The organism is Enterococcus sp., from assembly GCF_032555305.1.
Lineage (GTDB): Bacteria > Bacillota > Bacilli > Lactobacillales > Enterococcaceae > Enterococcus_A.
The window spans coordinates 284,383-305,697 of sequence record NZ_JAWGOQ010000001.1; the positions used below are offsets into that span (position 1 = coordinate 284,383).

At 39.8% G+C, this 21,315-nt stretch carries 16 protein-coding genes; 6 read left to right on the forward strand and 10 right to left on the reverse strand.

Annotation, left to right across the window (positions count from 1 at the left end):
* Positions 1-31: 31 nt before the first annotated feature.
* The 3 genes from spx to E6139_RS01360 all read right to left on the reverse strand — a co-directional run bounded on the left by spx (position 32) and on the right by E6139_RS01360 (position 1,746).
* On the reverse strand, positions 32-457 hold the full coding sequence (gene spx / locus E6139_RS01350; protein ID WP_316401239.1) for a transcriptional regulator Spx: 426 nt from the start codon (positions 455-457) through the stop codon (positions 32-34).
* A gap of 402 nt (positions 458-859) precedes the next feature.
* On the reverse strand, positions 860-1,075 hold the full coding sequence (locus E6139_RS01355; RefSeq protein WP_316401240.1) for a hypothetical protein: 216 nt from the start codon (positions 1,073-1,075) through the stop codon (positions 860-862).
* Positions 1,063-1,746 carry a MerR family transcriptional regulator gene (locus E6139_RS01360; protein WP_316401241.1) on the reverse strand — a complete coding sequence of 228 codons (684 nt, stop codon included), beginning with the start codon at positions 1,744-1,746 and terminating at the stop codon, positions 1,063-1,065. Before E6139_RS01360 ends, E6139_RS01355 begins: the two co-directional genes overlap by 13 nt.
* 21 nt (positions 1,747-1,767) lie before the next feature.
* Here E6139_RS01360 and E6139_RS01365 point away from each other — a divergent pair, with 21 nt between their 5' ends.
* The 3 genes from E6139_RS01365 to E6139_RS01375 are packed head-to-tail and all read left to right on the forward strand — an operon-like array spanning position 1,768 to position 3,133.
* A complete protein-coding gene (locus tag E6139_RS01365; RefSeq protein WP_316401242.1) occupies positions 1,768-2,148 on the forward strand; it encodes an MATE family efflux transporter in 381 nt (126 codons plus the stop codon).
* A 17-nt stretch (positions 2,149-2,165) separates the two neighbouring features.
* Positions 2,166-2,711 (forward strand): polysaccharide biosynthesis C-terminal domain-containing protein, encoded by a 546-nt coding sequence (locus E6139_RS01370; RefSeq protein ID WP_316401243.1) that lies wholly within the window; start codon positions 2,166-2,168, stop codon positions 2,709-2,711.
* Positions 2,708-3,133, forward strand: a complete 426-nt coding sequence (locus tag E6139_RS01375) for a hypothetical protein (RefSeq protein ID WP_316401244.1) — start codon at positions 2,708-2,710, stop codon at positions 3,131-3,133. Before E6139_RS01370 ends, E6139_RS01375 begins: the two co-directional genes overlap by 4 nt.
* Positions 3,134-3,190: 57 nt before the next feature.
* Here the strand turns inward: E6139_RS01375 and E6139_RS01380 are convergent, their stop codons facing one another.
* Positions 3,191-4,405, reverse strand: a complete 1,215-nt coding sequence (locus E6139_RS01380) for a 3D domain-containing protein (protein ID WP_316401245.1) — start codon at positions 4,403-4,405, stop codon at positions 3,191-3,193.
* A gap of 193 nt (positions 4,406-4,598) precedes the next feature.
* A complete protein-coding gene (locus tag E6139_RS01385; protein ID WP_316401246.1) occupies positions 4,599-5,378 on the reverse strand; it encodes a putative ABC transporter permease in 780 nt (259 codons plus the stop codon).
* 632 nt (positions 5,379-6,010) lie between these two features.
* Between E6139_RS01385 and E6139_RS01390 the strand changes: the two genes are divergently transcribed.
* The 3 genes from E6139_RS01390 (at position 6,011) to E6139_RS01400 (ending at position 11,157) form a co-directional block, all read left to right on the forward strand.
* The gene (locus tag E6139_RS01390) at positions 6,011-7,531 is read left to right on the forward strand and encodes a helix-turn-helix domain-containing protein (protein WP_316401247.1); all 1,521 of its coding nucleotides are present in this window, start codon (positions 6,011-6,013) and stop codon (positions 7,529-7,531) included.
* A gap of 147 nt (positions 7,532-7,678) precedes the next feature.
* Positions 7,679-9,403, forward strand: a complete 1,725-nt coding sequence (locus E6139_RS01395) for an ABC transporter ATP-binding protein (protein ID WP_316401248.1) — start codon at positions 7,679-7,681, stop codon at positions 9,401-9,403.
* Positions 9,400-11,157, forward strand: coding sequence for an ABC transporter ATP-binding protein (locus E6139_RS01400; protein ID WP_316401249.1), 1,758 nt, complete (start codon positions 9,400-9,402; stop codon positions 11,155-11,157). The genes E6139_RS01395 and E6139_RS01400 overlap by 4 nt, the downstream gene beginning before the upstream one ends.
* Positions 11,158-11,412: 255 nt before the next feature.
* On the opposite strand, the gene E6139_RS01405 is transcribed toward E6139_RS01400, so the two are convergent.
* The 5 genes from E6139_RS01405 to E6139_RS01425 form a co-directional block, all read right to left on the reverse strand.
* On the reverse strand, positions 11,413-13,899 hold the full coding sequence (locus E6139_RS01405) for a helix-turn-helix transcriptional regulator (RefSeq protein ID WP_316401250.1): 2,487 nt from the start codon (positions 13,897-13,899) through the stop codon (positions 11,413-11,415).
* Positions 13,900-14,144: 245 nt separating this feature from the next.
* Complete coding sequence (locus E6139_RS01410) at positions 14,145-16,952, reverse strand: SHIRT domain-containing protein (protein WP_316401251.1); 2,808 nt, start codon at positions 16,950-16,952, stop codon at positions 14,145-14,147.
* Between the two features lie 629 nt (positions 16,953-17,581).
* A complete protein-coding gene (gene fic, locus E6139_RS01415) occupies positions 17,582-18,184 on the reverse strand; it encodes a protein adenylyltransferase Fic (protein ID WP_316401252.1) in 603 nt (200 codons plus the stop codon).
* A 122-nt stretch (positions 18,185-18,306) separates the two neighbouring features.
* Positions 18,307-19,536, reverse strand: a complete 1,230-nt coding sequence (locus tag E6139_RS01420) for an MFS transporter (RefSeq protein WP_316401253.1) — start codon at positions 19,534-19,536, stop codon at positions 18,307-18,309.
* Between the two features lie 142 nt (positions 19,537-19,678).
* Positions 19,679-20,842, reverse strand: coding sequence for a glycoside hydrolase family 3 protein (locus E6139_RS01425; RefSeq protein ID WP_316401254.1), 1,164 nt, complete (start codon positions 20,840-20,842; stop codon positions 19,679-19,681).
* Positions 20,843-21,315: the final 473 nt, after the last annotated feature.

Sequence of the window (21,315 nt, forward strand, 5' to 3'; positions counted from 1 at the left end):
AACGGGATGGGGATTAATCTATATAATGTCTTTAAACAAGACTTTCTTTTTGAAAATCCATATATAGTAGTATTGTTGACATTTTCTTAGAAGTCACACGACGGACTTCCCGCGGAATAAATTGATGAATCTCATCTTCGTTGTAGCCGACTTGGAATTTTGTTTCATCAAAGACAAGCGGACGTCTTAATAAGCTTGGATGTTCTTCAATAATGTCGACTAATTGATTCAATGTCAAATCATCAAAATCAATATCTAATTTTTCATAAACCTTAGAACGCGTGGAGATAATTTCATCCGTTCCTGTTTCAGTCATCATCAGGATTTCTTTGATTTCATCTTTTGTTAATGGATCAGACATAATGTTTCTTTCTTCAAAATCCAATCCGTTCTCTTTCAACCATGCTTTCGCCTTTCTACATGAGGTGCAACTTGCTGAGCTATACAATTTAATCATTTTACATACAACCTTTCTTTTTCTGTCTTTTCATTAAAGTAACACGTGTTATTCTATACATATTACGATACAGCATTTTCTTATTGCTGTGAAATGTTTACATTCTTAAAGTATCAAAAATTGACATTTGAGCAACTGATAAAATATCTTTTTATAACTCTAAATGATACTTAATACAAATAAGGTATGTATGCAAAAGCAGATTAATTATAGGTCATACAGGCTATATTTATATCTTAATATAGGAAGTTTTATAACAGGTTTAGCGTTTTACTGAATAGGCTACTCAATAATTTCTACAATAAAGTAAAAGATGATTGTGCATTACAATGTATTTATTTTTATTATTATCACTATCGTTTTTCCGATTTAATGTATCACAATTAACGATATCCGCATCATCTAATTGATGATCCGAATGGCTACCTGCAGCAGATAACTCCCGCTGTTTTTCTCCGTGATCTCATCGATCAAGTATTCTTCATAAGCGTTCCCAGCTATCCCCAGCCCATTCTCAGCTATATATCGGAGCAGTTCTTGATAAAGTGAATCTGTCTCACCATAGTCTGCGTACATCGTGCCGAAAACATACTTTCCAGCAGGCTTTAGTTGATACAACGGATATTTTTCTCGTGAGAAACGATAATAATCATGGCTTGGCTTATCCCAACGTTTTTCAGCAGATTCGTTTTTGAGATCATCGTCCCGACCGTATAGCCCAGCTGAATATCCTGCTCCTGGCATTTAGCGTAAAAAGCTGGTAAATGCGTCCAGCCATCCGTAAAATCATAGTCATCCGGCAAGGTTGGACCAAGGAAGATGTTTTCTGCGGCTTGTTGCTCAATCCAGATCGAGGGTATTTCACTCTTTAAGCCCTTTTGTGTCTGCTGGATGCGAAACTGAATCATTTCCTGGATTTGATGAAGCTTTCGAATCTGCCGGTTCAGCATCCCCGCCTGCTCTCCTAATAAATCAATAAGCAGCTCCGGTGACTTCTTATTCAAATAATCCTTGATATCAGACAAGGACATCCCAGCTTCCCGCAAAGAAACGATTACACTGGCAGTATCAATTTGCCGATACGAATAATAGCGATAACCGTTCGATTCATCAATCCTCTCTGGATGAAGCAGCCCGTGATTATCATAAAAGATCAACAGCTTCCTCGAAATACCTGAAAGCTTGGAGAATTCACTAATTTTAAGCCATTCTCTTCCAAAAATAACCCAACTCCTCTTGACTGTATAATTGTTATACAGTTTATACTGGGTACTAATTCGAGTCACCATCCATGGAGGAGAAAATGAACTATGCAGGTGAGCAAGGAAAACAATAAACAGATTTTACGTTATGTAGTGCCAACGGTCAGTGCGATGGTGGTGTCTTTTACCTACAACATGGTGGACGGGATGTTCGTTGGGCAGGGGGGCGGACCCAGTGCCTTAGCATCGGTAAGTTTGGCGATGCCCTTCACGCAGATCATGACGGGGTTAGACTCGATGCTGGCAATCGGCGGTGCGATTGCCATGGCGATCTGTAAGGGCAAAGAGGATAAGAAAAAAGCGAATCAGGTCTTTCTGACAAGTACACTGTTGGTAATTATCTCAGGATTACTGATCACTGCGATTGGTTTTTTCGCGCCTACACAAATCGCTCGTTTGTTTGGTGCGACAGATCTGCTACTTGAATAAACAGTTACTTATATCAAATGGTACAGTCTGTTCTCGATCTTTTCACCGCAACGATCTTAGGCAACGCCTTTGTTAGAAATGATGGCAGCCCCGGACTGGCTTTTTGGGGAATGATCGTTGGAGCTTTCAGTAATATTTTCTTGGATTGGTTATTTATCTTTCCATTACAGATGGGGATCAAAGGAGCAGCGATCGCTTCTGGCTTAGGTCAATTACTTTCTTGTCTAGTTCTGGCGATCCATTTTCTACGTAAAAAAGGTATCCTGCGGATCGAGCGTTTCTCTGTAAGCTTCAAGCAATGTCGCGAAGTGATTGTCTGCGGCTTGCCAGAATTCGTCATCCAGATCAGTCAGCCGATGACAATCTTTTGCTATAACCTAGTAATCCTGCGTTATTTGGGGGAATCGGGCTTAACCGCCTTTGCTGGTGTAACTTATGTGATGGTTATCATGCTGGGTATCTTTTTCGGAATCTCACAGGGTCTACAGCCATTGATCGGTACGAGCTTTGGACGTAGAGAACAGCATAAAGTCCATTACTTCTTCCGGGGGCTGGTCTGTTGATCAATTTGGTGCTTTCAGCGGTGCTCTATAGTATCTACGTTTTGATCGGACCTTTTGCGTTAAAGCTATTTATTACAGATCATTCACTGATCCCGCTAGCGTATACCGCACTGAAATGGTACGGACTCGCCTATATTCCTGCGGCAATCAATATTATCTATATCACCTATTTTCTTTCTATCAGGAAATCGATGCAGGCCTTCTGGATATTCTGCAGTCGCGGGCTCATGCTCAACTGTCTGTTAATTTTTGCTTTGCCGGCATTGTTTGGTGTCAAAATGATTTGGATTCCATTGTTAGTCGCAGAATCAGTGACGTTGATTTTCGTGATGCTCCTGAAGAAAAGTAAAAAGGCAAATAATTTATCTGTGGAACAGGGCGAGGAAAATTTAGATAGTATGTCTCAGGATAATTGGAGTTAAAATATAAACAGAAAAAACCGTTTGAAATCGAAAGACTTCAAACGGTTCTTAAATTTCTTAACTAATGACTGTAACGGTAACTGTACGACGCCCCCATTGGATACATTGTTCAACCGTTGGGAAATGAACATCCACGATATTGCCTTTGATGGCACCACCGGTATCACCAGCGATCGCAATGCCGTAGCCAGATACTTCCACCATTGAACCTAATGGAATGACACTTGGGTCAACAGCTACAACTTGTGGGTTTTGACGTAAGTCGATTCCCATCGCTGTAAAGAATGTGTTAACTGATTCCGCACATGAATACCCAGTTGATTCCATTTGCATCGTACGACCAGTTGTCGTCGGTGTACTTGGTGCTGGCTGCGCTGGTTCTGTTTTTGCTGGTTCACTAGTTGTTGTTGATTGTTGCTGTGAACTTGAACTCGATGATGAAGGTTTTGATGACTGTGCAGAAGCTTGTGATGCTGCCTGTGAAGACGCTTCGGCTTCAGCCTTGGCTTTCTCCTGGGCTTGTGCTGCTGCAGCTTGTGAAGCTTTTTCTGCTTCCATCGCTTTAGCAGCCTCAGCTGCCTTCGCTTCTTTTTCGGCTTTTTCCGCTTGTGCCTTAGCAGCAGCTTGGCGGGCCTTCTCTACTTCTTTATCTTGGCTGATTTTTTCTAAGCTGGTCTTGTTATCGGCTAACTCTTGTTTTAAGTTGGCCATCTTTTCATCTAGCTTCGTGCTTTCAGCTTCCAAATTTTGACTATCTTGTTTTAATTGGGCTTGTGTTTTTTCTTGTGTTGCTTTTAGCTCAGTTAACTTGTCTTTTGCTTCGCCTAGACTAGCAACTTTTGTTTTCTCGGCATTTTGGATGACAGACATCGCAAAAGCACGATTTAAAAATTCACCTAAATCTTTTGCCTCTAGTAACGCATTTATCGAACGATCGGTAGATCCGCTGACCTGTGCAGCTTTCATCCGTTCAGCAATCGCTTCTTTACGTTGCTCGATCTTTTGTTCTGTTGCGGTAATCTCAGCCTTGGTCTTTTCCAAGGTAGCTTCATTTTCGCTGATCTTTGTACGGATGACGTTCACTTCTTGATATTTCTCATTAACATCATTCAGTGCGATCTGCAGCTCTCCGCTGATCTTATCGCTTTGACGAGCGATCGCTGATTCTTTTTTATTTAGTTCATTCAGTGACTCTGCATGTGCAAAGACTGGTAAAAGTACGTTAGCACCCAACAATAGTGTGGCAACGAACCCAAACGTTTGCTTTCTCACTTAAAAGTCCACCTTTCTCTTTACCCTTCGCTATTATATAAGAAAAAAGCGGGCTTATTGTTTCAGTAAGATTACATTTCATTACAAAATGAAGGATGTTTTAGTAACATTTGTTTTATTTTCTCGATAATCCTTAAAAAAGATAGTCTCACCAAGCTTTAAAAGCAGTAATTTTTGTCATATTTTTGTAATATCATTTTTTCCGCAGTTCTTTCGATAACTGACGTATCTCTGCTAATGGACTTTTTATTTCTTTGGATTTCATATTTGGAAAACTGTTTAAGAACCGGCGTTCTTGGAAATTCAGCTTCGGCAACTGTTTGCGCCATTCAGGCTGCTCCTTGATTTCAGTCATCCAACTTTGACGACGTTCTTCAGCAGCGACCTTCAATTCCCCAAGATCGGTCTGCAATTGTTCTTTCTTCTCTTGGATCGTAGCACTCATCTTGTTCATCGCCTGACGCAGTGACGCTAAGTTCGCTAAAGTAAATCCAAGGTCAAAGCTCGTGACCATTAGTAAAATCAGCGGTAAAAACATCCCAAACCGCTGCTGCCAGCTGAGAACATGATTCATTAAGTACGGGTTCAAGACACGCACGATGAATACGCAGGCGATGCCCCAAAAAATCGATACTGGCACAGCGACCCGCCCGTTGATATTCAGCGGTACGTCTTTATAATCCCACAAGGTCAGATGAAAGATCTTTTCCAACAGAAAGCTGGTCAAGTATTCCAGCGCAGTCACTAGCAGCAGCGCCAAAATAAACAACAGGACGATATTCTGCTGGTAAGGTTCAATCAAAAAGAGAACCCCAACGACACCAAAACCATAAATCGGCGTGATCGGTCCTAATAGGAATCCCCGATACACGAAATGTTTGGCTTTGATCGAACAATAAACGGTCTCCCACAACCAGCCGATAAATGAATAACAAAAAAATAATAGCACGACAACTGTAAATACTTTTTCCATTTTCTCCCCCCACTATTACAAAGACTTCGCGAACTCACTCAGCTTTTTCACTTATTACCGATAAATCTGGTTCGCTAAGCTAGATACGAAAAAAAGCTTGGCTTAATTATTCCATGGATAGCGTTAAAATGCCAGTTTCAACATAATCATCTAATCAATCAGCGATTCTTCACTTCATTAATCTTTTTACCGATCCAATTTTTAAAGGCTCTAGCAACAGATCCCGTTTCTGAATAGCCAAATATATAGGAAACATTGATCGTTGGAAAGATGGTGTGGGGATTTGCTCCGAATTCAATATGAATGGAATGACAATTGACAACAAAAAACGTATAAAAAGCGCTAGCTCTAGCAGCTGCGAATTAAATGAAAAAAACATTATTTTTTTAGAATATTCGCAATTAATCCTTGTTTTTGACGCTTTCTCGCTTTATCATTTTTATAAAGAAAACGTTTTATTCACATGATTATCGTTACTATATTCTTGTCTTTAGTAAGAACATAACGCATTTTAGCTAAACAAAGATTATAGATTAATTATTTTAACGAATGGGATAGTGCTTTACAAAAGAAAGGTATTCATAAAGCCAACTATTCTTAGATGAAATCATTCTGTTGAGGGGGGAATGACGATGGATTTTCGAACAATTCTAGGAACCAGCAACATCAGGCGCTTGTTACTATTGGAGCTTTTGTATTATCAGCGGGAGGGGTTGTCCAGTGACCAACTAATCGCCAAACTTAATTGTTCACTGCCCATTTTATTGAACGATATTGAAATTATCAATTCAGAAAAACCAACATTTCAAGTTGTAAAAGTCAAAGGTATTTATCGAATCGTTGTAGATAAGTCATTAAGTTTAGGTAATGTGTATGGTGATTTTTTAAGGCTGTGCCCTGAATTTCAAATCATCGAAGAGCTCTTATATGAAGAATGTGATAATATTACTGCCTTGTCAAAAAAATTGTATATCAGTTCCTCTAACACGCAGCGTTATCTGAAAAAGATTGAGGAAACGTTGACTGAAGCAGGGATGGCTCTATGTTATCGTCCGTTAAGAATCGAAGGAGATGAAGGAGAGATTCGTAACTTTTACTATCGCTTTTACAGCGAAAGGCAAAGTACGTTCGAGAGCACGCTCCCTAAACTGCCATCAAATCACTATTACATTCTAGAACAATATGTCCAAGACTTTGTAAAAGTAAACAACATCCATGAAAAATACGTTTTTAAAAAACGTTTGATCTACAATATGTATATTAGTTTTTGGCGGATAAAAAGCGGACATCATTATCCTGAAGATGAGCTGAGAACTGATGGTATTATTCTGCCGATGGAGCTTTCCTATAAGAGGCTGAAACAAGCAGTCAGAGAAGGAGTGGATCTGGAGTTGACACCGAAGATGCTGCGGGATACACTCTGGCTGACCTTTTCAGATGCGATTGTATTCAGCATTGAACATCGAGATTTAGCAATGACTGACAATCCAAAGTATCGAAGATTGTTTATGCAGCATTATGAATTAGCAGAAGAATTCGATAAAATATTAGGAAATCCAATGACTAATTTAAACAAAACTGATTTAGCTACGGTTTTAACCAATGATTATTATCTGTGTAATCCACAAGGAAAATATCTTGGGGTACTGTGGCGCAATCGCACTGTATTCGTTGAACATGCTTCCAAGGTTTATGCCCGCGGGGTACAAAAGGTCCGGAAACTGGTTGAATGTTTCGTCGATAAATATAAAATGTTTCAAGAAGCTGATTATGTTCAAAACTATGTGTACTTATTGATCACTACCGAAGTATATAGCTTAGAATGGTTAGCCAGCCAAGACCAATTACTAAAGGTCTTATTATTGTCTGATCTGTCGCCAACAGAAGAAACCTTTTTAGCAAAGCAAATTTTCGAAAGTGTTTATGGCAACTTTACGATCACTCATTTTGAACAATTATCCGGCGGTATTCCAAATCTGAAAGAAGAACTAAAAAACTACGACTGTTTGATTACCACAGGCTCCTCAGAAGGGCTGCCGAAAGACTATCCGGTCGTCGTGATCGACCCCTTCCTTACTGATCAGAGCAGACACTTCATTCAAGAAACCATTAGCGAGCTTTCTATCCAAGGTGAACAGGATGAAACAGAATAATCCAAGAGTGGCAGAAAACTCTTCTGTCACTTTTTTATGTTCAGGAACAAATTTCGAGTATATGTTTCGGACTTGTTTGACAAGTAAGTTACAATAGAAGCGACCCCATTCTGTTGATTATTTACTTTATATATTGGAGGAACTTATATGTTTCAGCTTTTACGTTATGCCAAAGATTATCGGAAACAGATCATCCTTGGACCTTTTTTCAAATTTTTAGAAGCTGTCTTCGAACTGACCCTGCCGTTGTTCATGGCTCGCTTGGTGGATGAAGGTATCGCCCGTCACGATCAGGGAAAAGTAATTGAAATGGCGGTCGCTATGTTGGGACTATCGATCGTTGGACTACTTTGTGCCTTAATATGTCAGTACTACGCATCGATTGCTTCTCAAGGGTTCGGCACTGTTTTGCGCAATCGCTTGATGGAAAAAATTAACAGCTTTTCCCACAATGAGTTGAATCGCTTCGGCACAGACACGCTGATCACCCGCATGACCAATGACATCAATCAAATGCAGGGTGCCTTGGCGATGCTGATTCGTCTGGTCGTTCGCGCGCCTTTCTTGAGTATCGGGTCGGTCATCATGGCCTTTTACATTGATTGGCAAATGGGGCTTATTTTCTTGATCTTGCTGCCGCTATTTTGTTTGATTCTTTTTTTGATCATTCATTATTCGGTGCCCTTGTACAAAAAGATCCAACAAAAACTCGATCAGTTGAATCAATTGGTTACTCAGAACTTGAGCGGTGTCCGCGTGATTCGCGCCTTTGCTCGAACGAAAACAGAAACGGCGCACTTCAATGAAGAAACTGAAGAAATTTCTCGCTTAAATCAACGAGTAGCGAATATTTCTGCGCTACTCTCCCCTAGTACGACCTTAATCATGAATGCCGGCGTTGTTGCCCTACTTTATTTCGGCGGCTTCAAAGTTAATATCGGGCATTTAGAACAAGGTCAAGTCTTGGCTTTGATCAACTATATGAACCAAATGCTCTTAGCGTTAATCGTCGTTTCCAACCTAGTCGTGCTCTTCACCCGCGCAGCAGCTTCCGCCAATCGGATCAATGAAGTCTTTGCCACTGACACTACTTTAGCCGATGATGGCACGATTAATGAAGCTGATGAACAAGCCTCTTTAATTGATTTTAATCACGTCAATTTTCGTTATACGGAAAAGTCAGGACTTGCCTTACAGGATGTTTCCTTTACTTTGACGGAAAATAAGGTTCTTGGAATCACTGGTGCAACGGGTAGCGGAAAATCAACCCTGATCAGCTTGATCCCGCGTTTTTACGACGCTACAGAAGGAACCGTCAGCTTTGCCGGAAGCAATGTTAAAGATTGGACACTGGAAAGCTTACGTTCAGAAATCGCAATCGTTCCACAAACAGCAGTCTTATTCAGCGGAACGATCCGTGAAAATCTACAATGGGGCAAATCCGACGCAACAGATGAAGAATGCTGGGAAGCATTAGCGACTGCCCAAGCCAGTGAGTTTGTTGAAACCTTGCCGAAGGGCTTGGACACAGCAATCTTGGAAAATGGGAAGAACTTCTCTGGCGGACAGCGTCAACGTTTGACGATTGCCCGGGCATTGATCCGTAAACCAAAATTACTGATCCTAGATGATTCTCTATCCGCCTTGGATTATCAAACTGACTTAGATTTACGCCAAGCGTTGAAGCGCGATCTCGATTGTGGTGTGATTATTATTTCGCAACGTCTGCGTTCGATCCAAGACGCTGAAACAATTCTATTAATGGACAATGGAAAAATCGCAGCGCAGGGAAAACATGAAGCGTTACTTCAAGAATCTGAACTCTATCAAGAGCTGGTTAAATCTCAAGCGGAAGGCGGTGCTGCTCAATGATTAAGAAGAAAAATTTTTTCCGCTCGTTAAAATTGTTCATCCCTTATTTAGCAGCCTATCCGAAGGAATTGATTGCGGCGATCATTCTGGGAATCGCCAGCGGAATTACTTCCGTACTAATGACCTACTATATTGGTGTCGCTGTCGATCAGATGGTCAATCAAGGAGCCGTTGATTTTACCCGGCTCTTCCAGATTCTTCAATTGTTTATTGGAATCTTCTTAGTAACGGTCGTCAGTCAATACTTTATTCAGCGTTTGGGAAATACCGTCGCTTTTGACTCAGTCGCTAAGCTACGGGAAGAAACGTTTACCCATTTGAATAAGCTGCCATTAAGCTATTACGATCAAAGCTCAAAAGGCGATATCGTCAGCCGCTTTACGAATGACATGGACAATATCTCTACCGCGATCTCTGCGGTCTTCAATCAAGTATTCTCCGGCATGACCGTCGTCTTAGTCGCATTAGTCTTTATGCTGTATCTCAGTCCGATGCTGACATTGGTCGTACTGGTAGCAACACCGATCATCTTTTTGATCACCTATATCGTGGCTCGTACTTCGCAGCAATACTTCACGAATCAGCAGCAATTAGTCGGTTCAATCTCGGGGTTCATTACGGAAATGGTGGGCAATCAAAAAATCGTCAAAGCCTTCCAACGTGAAAATCAAAACCAAACGAACTTCGAAACCTTGAATCAAGAGCTCTATGTTCGAGGACAAAAGGCGCAATTCGCGTCATCTTTGACCAATCCCTCTTCACGTTTTGTAGACCATCTAGCATATTTAATGGTTGGACTCGTAGGTGGATTATTAGCACTGAAAACTGACAGCGGAGTAACGATTGGGATCATTTCCAGTTTTACAATCTATTCCAGTCAATTTACGAAGCCTTTTATTGAATTATCTGGGATTACGATTCAGATTCAAACGGCTATCGCTGGTCTTGATCGGTCCTTTGAATTACTGAAGGAACCCGTTGAGCAAGCCGATGATCCGGATGCGATTACGTTATCGGATGCGAAAGGAAAAGTTGTTTTCGATCATGTAGACTTTGCTTATCAAAAAGACCAGCCGTTAATCGAGGACTTTAATTTAACCGTTGAACCAGGTGAAACCATCGCCATTGTCGGAAAAACCGGTGCCGGAAAATCAACCTTGGTCAATCTTTTGATGCGCTTCTATGAAGTCGATAAAGGTAAGATCACGATTGATGGCACAGATATTCGCCATTTGACTCGTGATAGTCTCCGGCAGCAATTCGGCATGGTACTGCAAGAAACATGGTTAATGGACAGCAGTTTGCGCGCCAATCTGCGCTATGGTCGTAAATCAGCCACCGATGAAGAAATCTATGCTGCATTAAAAGATGCCTATATGTATGATTTTGTAATGCGTTTGCCGGACAAACTAGATACCATCGTCGGTGAAGCTGGCATCAAGCTTTCAGACGGGCAACGGCAACTCTTGACGATCGCCCGTACCATGATCAGTCAACCATCGATGCTGATTCTTGATGAAGCAACGAGTTCCGTCGACACCTTGACCGAACAAAAAATCCAAAGTGCCTTTCTAGCCATGATGGCCAATCATACTAGTTTCGTAATTGCCCATCGCCTATCAACGATCCAAAACGCCGATCAAATCCTCGTTTTAGATCACGGACACATCCTTGAAGTCGGCAATCACCAAGATCTGCTACAAAAAGATGGGTTTTACAAAAAATTATATCAAGCTCAGTTTTCTCAGAGCTAAAAGAACCGCTGCGATCCAATGAATTTCTTACCCATACCATCTCGTTGGATGAACTGCCAAAAACAATCCAAAAAATGGCGGATCGCGAAATCTCCTTTAATAAAGTCTTAGTTGATTTAAATCTATAAAAAACCTCGAATGATCAGAAAATGACGATCATTCGAGGTTTTTTCATTTTTTCGAGATGAGTTCAAGCTTTCGGCATAAAAGAACAGTTTAAGATGTTTCATTACATAGTGGTATATAAAATCTTTTTTAAATGAGTTTTTTCTCTGTGGCAATTCGAATCGCATCCGCACGATTGATTGCTCCTAAATCACTATAAATATTTTTCACATGACTATGAACTGTATGAACCGTGATACCTCTTTCTTTAGCAATTTCTTCTGCGGTGAGTCCCTGGGCGATATCTCGAAGAATTTCAAGTCTGCGGGGAGTCAATTTAGAAATTCCTTCATCTGAAACTCGCTGCTTGCAAATTTTCGATATTTTTTTGGCTAAGGTGGTGGATTTTGTGTAAATCACATCACACCATTCTTGATCAAACTCTTTTGGTGCCTTTTTTCTTACCACTTGAATCAGATGGCGCATTTCTTTTTCCCATTCTACAAACGGATTGATTATTTTGTTTCCATAGGACATGTCGTATGCTTTTTTTAGATCGTTGATCGCTGATTCATGTTTATTTAGCTTTAAATATGCGATCGAGCGATAAATAAAAACTTTCATTGAATTCATCCACAATCCCTTATAGGGAGAATAGTATTTTTCAAGGTAGTTCAGCAAAGCGAGTGCCTCTTCAAATTGTTGCATTTGAATCAAATACTTCGCCTGATGAAATCCATTTATTGCCAGTTCCCAAAGCGGCGCATCTTTTTCTTCATGGTTCCTTACCACTATGTCAGGCACATCATTTGGTTTATGAAGATAGAGAGCGAGCCAACTCACTAATCGCGCCTGGAACCCATTGTATTGGTGGAGCTTATTTTCGTTAATGAACTCAGTCGCAGACTTTAATAGATTTTCTGCAGCTAAAATATTTCCTTCTAACAATTCAATCCGCATCATATAGTAGAAAAACAAAAGTTTGGCTTCATAGGCTTTTTCATTGGCCAAAGTATAATATAGCTCGACCAGATGCATGCGAGCAGTTTTTAAATCATGCTGATAGTAAGCAATTTCTGCTTCACAGAACTTATCGGCATGAATATCTACTCCACTAAATATTTTAGTATAATACTGATTCAGTTCTTTATAAATCTTTTTTGAGTATTCCAATTGATCCGAGGCGTTCTCGTCATAACTAGGAAAACGAACCCATGATGCTTTTAGCATAATCGGGATAGAGGTCTCCCAATAGTAGCTTCCTTCAGAAAGGTATACACTAGCTAGTCGAGTGTGCTCCAGAAAGCTTTCATCTGCATTCATTCGATTTATTTGGGATAGGAAATAATAGGCGTTGCCTAGTGCATTTTTATCCGAGTTTTTTTCTGCTTCTAGCTTTTTAATACTCTCACTAATAATCCCTTCTGCCTTCCTAATTTCTCCCATAAAAAAGAGTAGACAAGACTGCTGCAGCTTCGCATACACATTTCTATCTAAATACTCCTTAGGTATCCGTTGAGAATAATCATAGAGAAATTCTGCCTGTGAATAATTCATAAACGTAGTAATCAATTTCCAGATTAGATTAACGACCTGCTCGTATTGATGGTTACAAAAAAACAAGGAGAGTGATTTTTCAAGTTCCCCACGTTTCAAAAATACTTCTGCGGCAATTGAATAGAAGCTCTGTTTTTCGGTCTCACTTAAAACGGAATAACGCTCTTTTAAAAACTCACCATAGGCTTCTTGGAAAGAATAAACATCTTTTTTATAATCATAGAAGAGGAAAGGGAGCTTTTCTAAAAATTGATTCTCTTCCTCCAGTGGATCAATAAGAAAGCCAAAAAGCTCTGACGGAACTTCCTCTAATGCGGATAATTGGATTAAAGTTTTCTGTTGTTCGACAGTAAACTCTGAAAAAAATTGAGAATAGAACAGTTGATGGATTTTATCGTAGGAATATCCCATAACCTCATCAGCATTTTTGCATTTTTGGGTTAACTCTATCAACGGCAAGGGCCAACCCTGCCATTTTCTTGTTAAACCTGTTAGCTGCTCCGATGATAAGTAGATGCGATTGCTTTCAAACAGCTCTTGTGTTTCTGACCTCGTAAATCGCAAAACTTCTTTGTCGATATAAAATAAGTCCGAGTGACTCCTTGAACAGATTTTTTGTATCTTACTTTTTTGAGAACTAATAATCACGATACACAATTTAGTAAAATTACTTTCAACTAGATTTTCGTAAATGAACTGGATCTGCTTATCTTGAATAATGCTATAATCATCAATCACCAATACTTTTCGCTCACTATTTAACGTAGCACGTTCGATTAGTTCTATTAATTCAGCAATTTGCCCAAATGTTGTGGCAACCTCCAGCTCACCAAATCTTCTCGATTGATTAGGAAAAATGGTACTGAGAGCATTCATCAGTTGCTTCCAATTAAAATTCAAATAATTATCCATTCTTCGTAAACGCATCCATGCGTAGTTGTTCGGAGCGTGCTTTAACGCTTTATAGACCTGCTCACTTTTGCAATATCCAGGTGCAGCTTCTATCAATACAACCGAGTGGTTAAATGCGCGCTTCAGTTTTTCTTCGATTCTCTGGCCATGAGATCCATTCTTATCCATTATTCATCCCTCTTTTTGATATTTGCTCTACTTACCAGCAAGTTAAGCATCGCAGCAACACTTGGCTATATACTAACTACACCTTTTAACCAAAAGTAATAAAAAACAAAGCTTATACTTTAAGTATAATAAATACCGATCGTGACCTCCACAACTTCTTAAAATTTGGTGGAATTCTATTAAAAGAAGCAGCCTGATTCATTTTCATAAATCAGTTCTGCTTCTTCATTTGCTATTTCAATCGTTTACTTCCGTTTTCGATTTAAAAGATACATGGCACAGCATCCACCTAGTCCAATGATCCAGCACAGTGCTGCGCCAACAGTGAAGAAATGGGTTCCTTGGAAACCAGTTGCTGGCAACATCCCTTCACTATGCTCATTAATCAAGCTTAACAAGCCAGCAAATTCTCCTTCTTCAATTGCTTCAAAATTTGGTGGATTTTTTCCATCTGGACCTGCTATTCCGACTAACGCATTATCCTTGATTCGTCCATTCTCGTCAAAAGTAAAACGCCATTGTCCAGTAGGCTGTCGATATCTAGCTGGTGTTTTGGTTTCAGCCAGTTGATAATAAACATCTTTTTCATAAGGAACGCGAAAATCCACCCGCCCATTTTCTTGACTAGCTTGTACATCCAATAATGTCCATTTCCCCTGTGCAATCGATTCAGTAGTTGCTAGGTCATTACTTTGAGGCCTTCCTTGCCCTGTCCATTTATACAGACTAAATTCTACATCAGGCAAGGCTCGTTTTTCAGTCGTCATTTTAATAAAGCTTAAATCATAGCCGACATATTTCCATTTACCAACAAAGGTAACATCCCCGCCATTAATTTGTTTCTCTTCTTGATCCCAGCCAATAAATTCCCACCATTGTCCATCACTTGTTTTAACCGACGTATCGTCTATATCTGTTACTGAAACGGTTTGATTATCCGCAAATCCGCCTTTAGATCCTGGGAGTTGCGCCGTGACTTCTTCTGGAAGAGCTTTTCCAGGAAATGTCTCGTTTTCAAACTCATGATGTGCCAGATAACGATCGAGCTCCGGTTGTCTATCGGAAGTAATGCTGTCATCTTCTGCTCGTAAAGAGTCGTTGGTTGGCAAAATACCACTTTTTGTTAGTTCGGTTCCTGGTTCAATCTTTACTTCTAGTTTTAATGTATGCACTTTTCCTTCTTCACAGCCAGTTAAATCCCAAAGTACTTTCTTACCATCAACGGTCGCTGTTCCGCCATTATCAGAGATACTAATGCTGTTAACGCCATCAGCTAAACCGAACTCTCTTGAAAGAACATCTTCAATTTTGACATCCAATGGAACAGCTGCGTTTACCACATCTTCCAAAACATCTTCCATTACACTTTGAAAAGCAGAGCTGTCTTCAGCCAAATACGCTGTTTTTTCATCGTAAGAAATATTCTTCAAGTTGTTTAAACGTTGACTGTCCCCGCTATCATCAAAAATGCTGATCGGGTAGACACGGTATCCCTGCTCCCTCAACGTTCGTGCATGTTCTAAACCATAAATTTGATCACCACTCAAACCTTCAGGGTAGCCATCACTTACAAAGATAACAACAGGCTGTCGCCCCTCAGTCTTATTGTTTTCAATAATGTCGAGTGCACCCTTTAATCCTCCTGAATAATTCGTGACGTTATTCTTTATCGTCGGAGTATTGTATAGGAATTCTTTTACGTCTGTTGCATTGGTGAAAAAATCCGTCGTATAAAGCGGATCGTCTGCCGTACCAAAAGCAGTCAATGCCACCCGATTATTGTAGCCCAAAGAAGAATTTTCTAATAGCATTTTTGTAGATCCAATGACGACATCATTCGTGTAAAAGGATCGCGGGTAATTGTATTTCTCCTGATTTGGTCCGATTGCTTCAGCGGGTATAAGCATCGAAGAACTGTTGTCCACGACAAAAATGACATCTAGATTCGCTTGCCGATCAAAGCTCGTTCCATAGTCAATTCGAATTTCAGCCGTCGTCCGATCCTCATCCAGCCATTTAGCTGCCTTGTGTAGTAAAACATCATCAGTACTGCTATCTACGAAGCTTTCATATTCTTGAGCCTCTTCAGGTACTACTGGTGGCTGTCTATCTAACTGTGGTAAGGTGCCATTCATTTCAATCACTGTTTTATGCTCTAGTCTTCCTAGAAGAGGTCCACTCCAAAGAAAGAAAGCATCTTTTCCAACATTTCTTAAGCTATCTGGCAGAATTACCCGTTTCCCTCCCAAGCCAGTACATGCCCGAAATGCACATTCACCGATTGTTTTCAGTCTAGACCGCTCGCCAAATGTTAACCCAGTAATTCCTTTACACTCTCGGAACGCATTTTCACCGATAGTGACCAGACGTGTACAATTTGAAAAATCAAGCGTCCCAGAAAGACCAGTACAGTAATAAAATGCTCCTTTGCCAATTTCTTCTAAATTTGTCGCATAAGTCAGATCAAGACCCGTTAAATTTGGATTTGAACTACTATAGTTCCCTCCACTGAAAGCGTTATCCGCAATTTTTGTGACGCTATATGATTCGTCGTTGTACTTGTATGATGCATGGACCTTATAAGTACCCTTATCAATGCTACTAGCATCTTTAATCGTTATGGTATAATCTGAATACAACTCTAATGTATCACCTTGGACCCCAGGCACCGTTTCGACTAATGTGGGCGCCGCTCTCGTGGCAGCACTTTTGGCGGCTTTAGGCTTTTTTGATTCGTTTTCAGACGCGGTAGTTCCATTTTCTTGTGAATCTTTGGTTTCTACTTTATCGGATTCCTTTAATTCAATAATTTCACTGGTAGAAGTCGTCACTTCTTTTTTGCTCTTTTCTTCCTCTTTTTGAGTTTTTAATACATTTTCAACACTACTTGTCTCTGTAATTTCCTCGCTGGTGTAAGTACTACTACTTTCAGTAATTTGATTAGCTTGTGCTATGACAGGAAAATAATTAACTGTTTGTACAAAAATTAGTAATCCGACAAGAATTATATACACCCATTTTCTTATCACCTCTCCCTTTATCACCCATTTCATTTTTTTCACCCTCTTTTTTTATTTTCACCATTATATTGTTAGTATAAATAAAAAAATAATCGCAATCGCCCCTATAATTAGTAGTGTTAGAAAATGGATAAAGAGACGAATGTTATTCTAATGCGGTTTTAACTATTCTTTTTTTTTAATTAAATTAATACTATTTAATAATCATAAACGGAAAATAATATTTGCGTTATGAATAAAAAAGTGAGTGAATGGACTTACTTGTTGATTTTTATCCCTAATACTTTGACAAAAAACGTTCATAATAATGGGGATCTCTATCACAAATGTTTATACCGCCAAGTACGTACAAAACACTTATCGGTTTACTTTTTCTATCAGGCTTTCAAGAGGATTCTTTCATTCAATCTGTGAATCACAGCTTTTCTTTCTATTTGTTTACAATAGACTTCCGCTCCTACTTAACATCAAAGAACTGCAAAAACGCTACTATATCAAGTTCATGAGTGACGGTGTCTACAGCATTTGGCGTGAATGGCTGATCAGTGAACAAAAAGAACCACTGGATATGATTCATCAATTACTGCCAACGTTGCAAAATTCAACATTGGAGGCACTAAAAAAATCAGCCAGCGTATTAACGTGCTGGCTGATTTTATTGGTCACAACTCCTCAGTCTTATATTCCATATACCCTTCATAAAAGTAGCTTGTGTCAATTCCTTTTATATATATTTCCCGGTCAGCCACTTGATCCGTCAATACTTCTTTCAATAAAAATCGAATCTCCAAATCATTGATTGGACTGCGCTCCATTGCGGAAAGATATTTTTCTTTATCCACTAAACTCCAATTGACGACATTTCCTAATCTCGCTTTTAAAATTAAGTCCAGCCAAATTCGCATACTGCGTCCATTTCCTTCTCTAAAAGGATGAGCAATGTTCATCTCAACGTATTTAGCAATAATTTCTTCATAGGTTAATTCAGGCATTGAGTCGATATTCTCCAAAGCATTTTTTAAATACATGACTGGAGCAAAACGGAAGTTACCTTTGGCAATATTGACATCTCTTACTAGACCCGCAAACGAGTAAATATCTCCAAACAAGTAACGGTGGATATCTGATAATCCGTGAAACGTCCCAACTTCTAGATCATTGATCGCACCAGTTTCAAATAGTTCTTTCGCTCTTTGCTTACTTAATTTCTCTTCAGCTTTTGCAAGTTCTATTTGATCAGTTATACCCAGTTTATTTTCCAACATATGCAATGCTCCTTCGTTTCTCAATAACTTTGCCTTATACTTAATTTCACTCATTAAGTATAACATTTTATACACATGGCACCACATTATCGCAGACAGAGAAAGCTAAGATGAAAATCATCTTAGCTTGATTTACTTAAATTTTTCACTTTCGCTCGGCGATAAAACACCAAGCATAATAGACTAAAAATCAGTACTAGGACTCCTGAGATCAAGAACCATTTAGCGATCCCGACTTTTTCCGACATAGGGCCTGCTAACAATAGACCAATCGGCATCGCGGCGGACATGACACTGCCAAACAGCGAAAAGACCCGGCCCATTTTTTCAGGTGCGACGGTTTCCTGCAGGTAGGATGTAAAAGGAATATTATACAGATTCCCGACACCACCCATCAGCATACAGAAAAAGACAAACATCCAATAGCCAATCATATTCGCTGGAGCTAATCCGCTACCGATAAAAGTGATCGCCAATCCGACATTCGATAACTGAGCAGCTAATAATTTTTCCCGCCATTCTTTTTTCATACCTATCAGAAAAGCGCTGATCATCATCCCTGCCGCATAACAGAATTCCACTATACTTGCAAAACCGGCAGATAGTTCAAAATGCACATTCGTCATTAAAGGAAACAAGATTCCCAATGGCAGATAGAAGATCATTATGAAAAAGGAAAAGATCATTACTACCAGCATGGGTGGGTCGTTTTTGAAAACACTGAATCCGTCTTTTAACTCTTCCAAATAATGCTGTATGCTTTCTTCACTACGTGGAACATCAGGTACTTCGACAATCCATAAAGTCAGACAAGCCGCGATCGCACCAATCAAATCAGTCAATAAAATCAGCCAGATTGGCATTGCCGCAAACATTACCGCTCCTAATACCGGACCTAACATAAATGCTCCGGACTGCAAAAATTGATTCCAGCTATTAGCTTTCACCAGCTCTTCTTCTGGCACCAATAACGGAACGATTGCTTGGATAGAAGGCGTGTGAAACACATTCGCCGAGGACCGTAAGAACAATGCCGCGATAACAACCAAGTAGCCCGGACTTCCAACTAGGAACCAGATCGACAGGCCTAAAGCTACCAGACCCATAAATAAATCGGCAAAAATCACGACATACTTTCGCTTCAGCCGATCTAGCCATACACCGACAAATGGTCCTAAGATCATTTGCGGCAAGTAAGAAGATAGCCCTGCCAATGACAACATGATGGCTGATTTTGATTCATTGGTCAGCCACCAAATCAATGCAAACTGAACGGCGGAACTGCCAATCAAAGAAACCGTCTGTCCAGATAAAATCGTTAAATATTTTTTTCTCCACTGTTGTTTTTCCATAATTGCTCCTTTGTTTGTCGTTTGAACAAACAAGAAGTTCGTCAAACGTGATTTATTTGGCGATTCGTTCAATTCTCAAACGCATGGAAGCACACATAAAAATCCCTCCTTAAATAAGTTCAACACATCAATCTGATATCGTTTATTTGATTAAACCTAATTCAACCTTCCACATCAACAGCCGTTCTACGGAGTGATTAAGTTGTTCTTCGCTGTATTCACCTTTTTTAATCGCATCCAAAATATATGGAATCTGAGTACTATAACTGGAAGATAAAATCATGTCATTTCCTGCCTGTAGCGCCTGCAAACCAGCTTCCTCTTGAGAGATAAAATTAGCAAGTCCAGCCATATCCATATCATCTGTCATGATCACACCTGTGAAGTCCAACTCATTGCGAATCAAATCATGCACTGGCTTTGAAATCGATGCTGGGCGATCGGCATCAATAGCATTGACAATGTTGTGGGAAACCATGATACTATCAACTCCCGCTTTGATCCCTGCTTCAAAAGGCAAGAAATCATTTTTCCGTAATTCATCCAGCGGACGATCATCTGTCACGATCTCTACATGGGAGTCGCGATTATTGCCGTAACCAGGAAAGTGCTTGATCGTTGAGCCGATCTTTTGTTTCTTCATTTCCTCGACACTTAATTTGACATAATGACTGGTTCCTGCCGCATCCATGCCGATCGTTCGGTCATAGATGAAGGATTCCGGATCTGTCGATACATCGGCATCAGGAAACATCCCCAGTTGAATACCTAATTCGCCAAATACCTGTGCTTTACGATCAATTTCCTGCTTGATTCCATCCCAACCGTTTTTCTTATACAAGTCTTGTGGGCTTTCGAAGGCTGGTGAAACAATTTGATTTCTGCTCAATCGGCTCACCGTACCGCCTTCTTCATCAGAACCGATAAACATCGGCGTCTTACTGTTAGCTTGATAATCCGCAATCGCTTGCTTCACTTCTGCTTGACCCTTGCCTTCCATATCACGGTCGAATAATAAATAACCACCTAGATGGAAGTTTTGAATATCGGCTATTTGGTTTTGTTCAGGCACACGAGCCATGAATAATTGCCCAACCTTTTCTTCTAAGGTCATTTTTTCCATCGTTTGATCAACTTTTTCTTTCACACTCATTGTCCCTTTTTTGGTTTCTATGGTCTGTTTTGTCGACTCAGTGGACCTAACTGAATTACTCGTTTCTGACGTTTTCTTCTCCGAATTGCCACAGGCGGCAAGTAGGAAGACTGCCGAAAGAATCAACAAACTCATAACTATGCTCTTTTTCACTTTAAAAAATGCTCCTTATTCGTTTTAATGAATTAATTTTTTCAAGAAAAAATTAGTCTGATGCGAATGCCCTATATCATTCAACTAAGTGCTATCCTACGATCATTGAGCTAGCTCGTATGTAAGTACGAATTTTTCTAACGTAAAAATTCAAAAAATTCTCGTACGCATACCATTCTTCTAAATACGCTGAAGCGTAAAGAAGAACTGGCAAAGTTGAACTGACATCCTTATTCGTTTTAATGAATTAATTTTTTCAAGAAAAAATTAATTTGATGCGAATGCCGTATATCATTCAACTAAGTGCTACCCTACGATCATTCAGTTAGTTCGTATGTAAGTACGAATTTTTCTGACGTAAAAATTAATAAAATGCTCGTATGCATACCATTCTTCTAAATACGCTGAAGCGTGAAGAAGAACTGGCAAAATTGAGCCGGCATCCTTATTTCAAGTTGTCTGAACTCGAAATC

Excerpts from the sequence above, each read along its gene's own strand:
- spx (WP_316401239.1), bottom strand. The coding sequence starts at position 457 with ATGATTAAATTGTATAGCTCAGCAAGTTGCACCTCATGTAGAAAGGCG.
- E6139_RS01360 (WP_316401241.1), bottom strand. The coding sequence starts at position 1,746 with ATGGTGACTCGAATTAGTACCCAGTATAAACTGTATAACAATTATACA.
- E6139_RS01365 (WP_316401242.1), top strand. The coding sequence starts at position 1,768 with ATGCAGGTGAGCAAGGAAAACAATAAACAGATTTTACGTTATGTAGTG.
- E6139_RS01370 (WP_316401243.1), top strand. The coding sequence starts at position 2,166 with ATGGTACAGTCTGTTCTCGATCTTTTCACCGCAACGATCTTAGGCAAC.
- E6139_RS01385 (WP_316401246.1), bottom strand. The coding sequence starts at position 5,378 with ATGGAAAAAGTATTTACAGTTGTCGTGCTATTATTTTTTTGTTATTCA.
- E6139_RS01390 (WP_316401247.1), top strand. The coding sequence starts at position 6,011 with ATGGATTTTCGAACAATTCTAGGAACCAGCAACATCAGGCGCTTGTTA.
- E6139_RS01395 (WP_316401248.1), top strand. The coding sequence starts at position 7,679 with ATGTTTCAGCTTTTACGTTATGCCAAAGATTATCGGAAACAGATCATC.
- E6139_RS01400 (WP_316401249.1), top strand. The coding sequence starts at position 9,400 with ATGATTAAGAAGAAAAATTTTTTCCGCTCGTTAAAATTGTTCATCCCT.
- E6139_RS01405 (WP_316401250.1), bottom strand. The coding sequence starts at position 13,899 with ATGGATAAGAATGGATCTCATGGCCAGAGAATCGAAGAAAAACTGAAG.
- E6139_RS01410 (WP_316401251.1), bottom strand. The coding sequence starts at position 16,952 with ATGAAATGGGTGATAAAGGGAGAGGTGATAAGAAAATGGGTGTATATA.
- fic (WP_316401252.1), bottom strand. The coding sequence starts at position 18,184 with ATGTTGGAAAATAAACTGGGTATAACTGATCAAATAGAACTTGCAAAA.
- E6139_RS01420 (WP_316401253.1), bottom strand. The coding sequence starts at position 19,536 with ATGGAAAAACAACAGTGGAGAAAAAAATATTTAACGATTTTATCTGGA.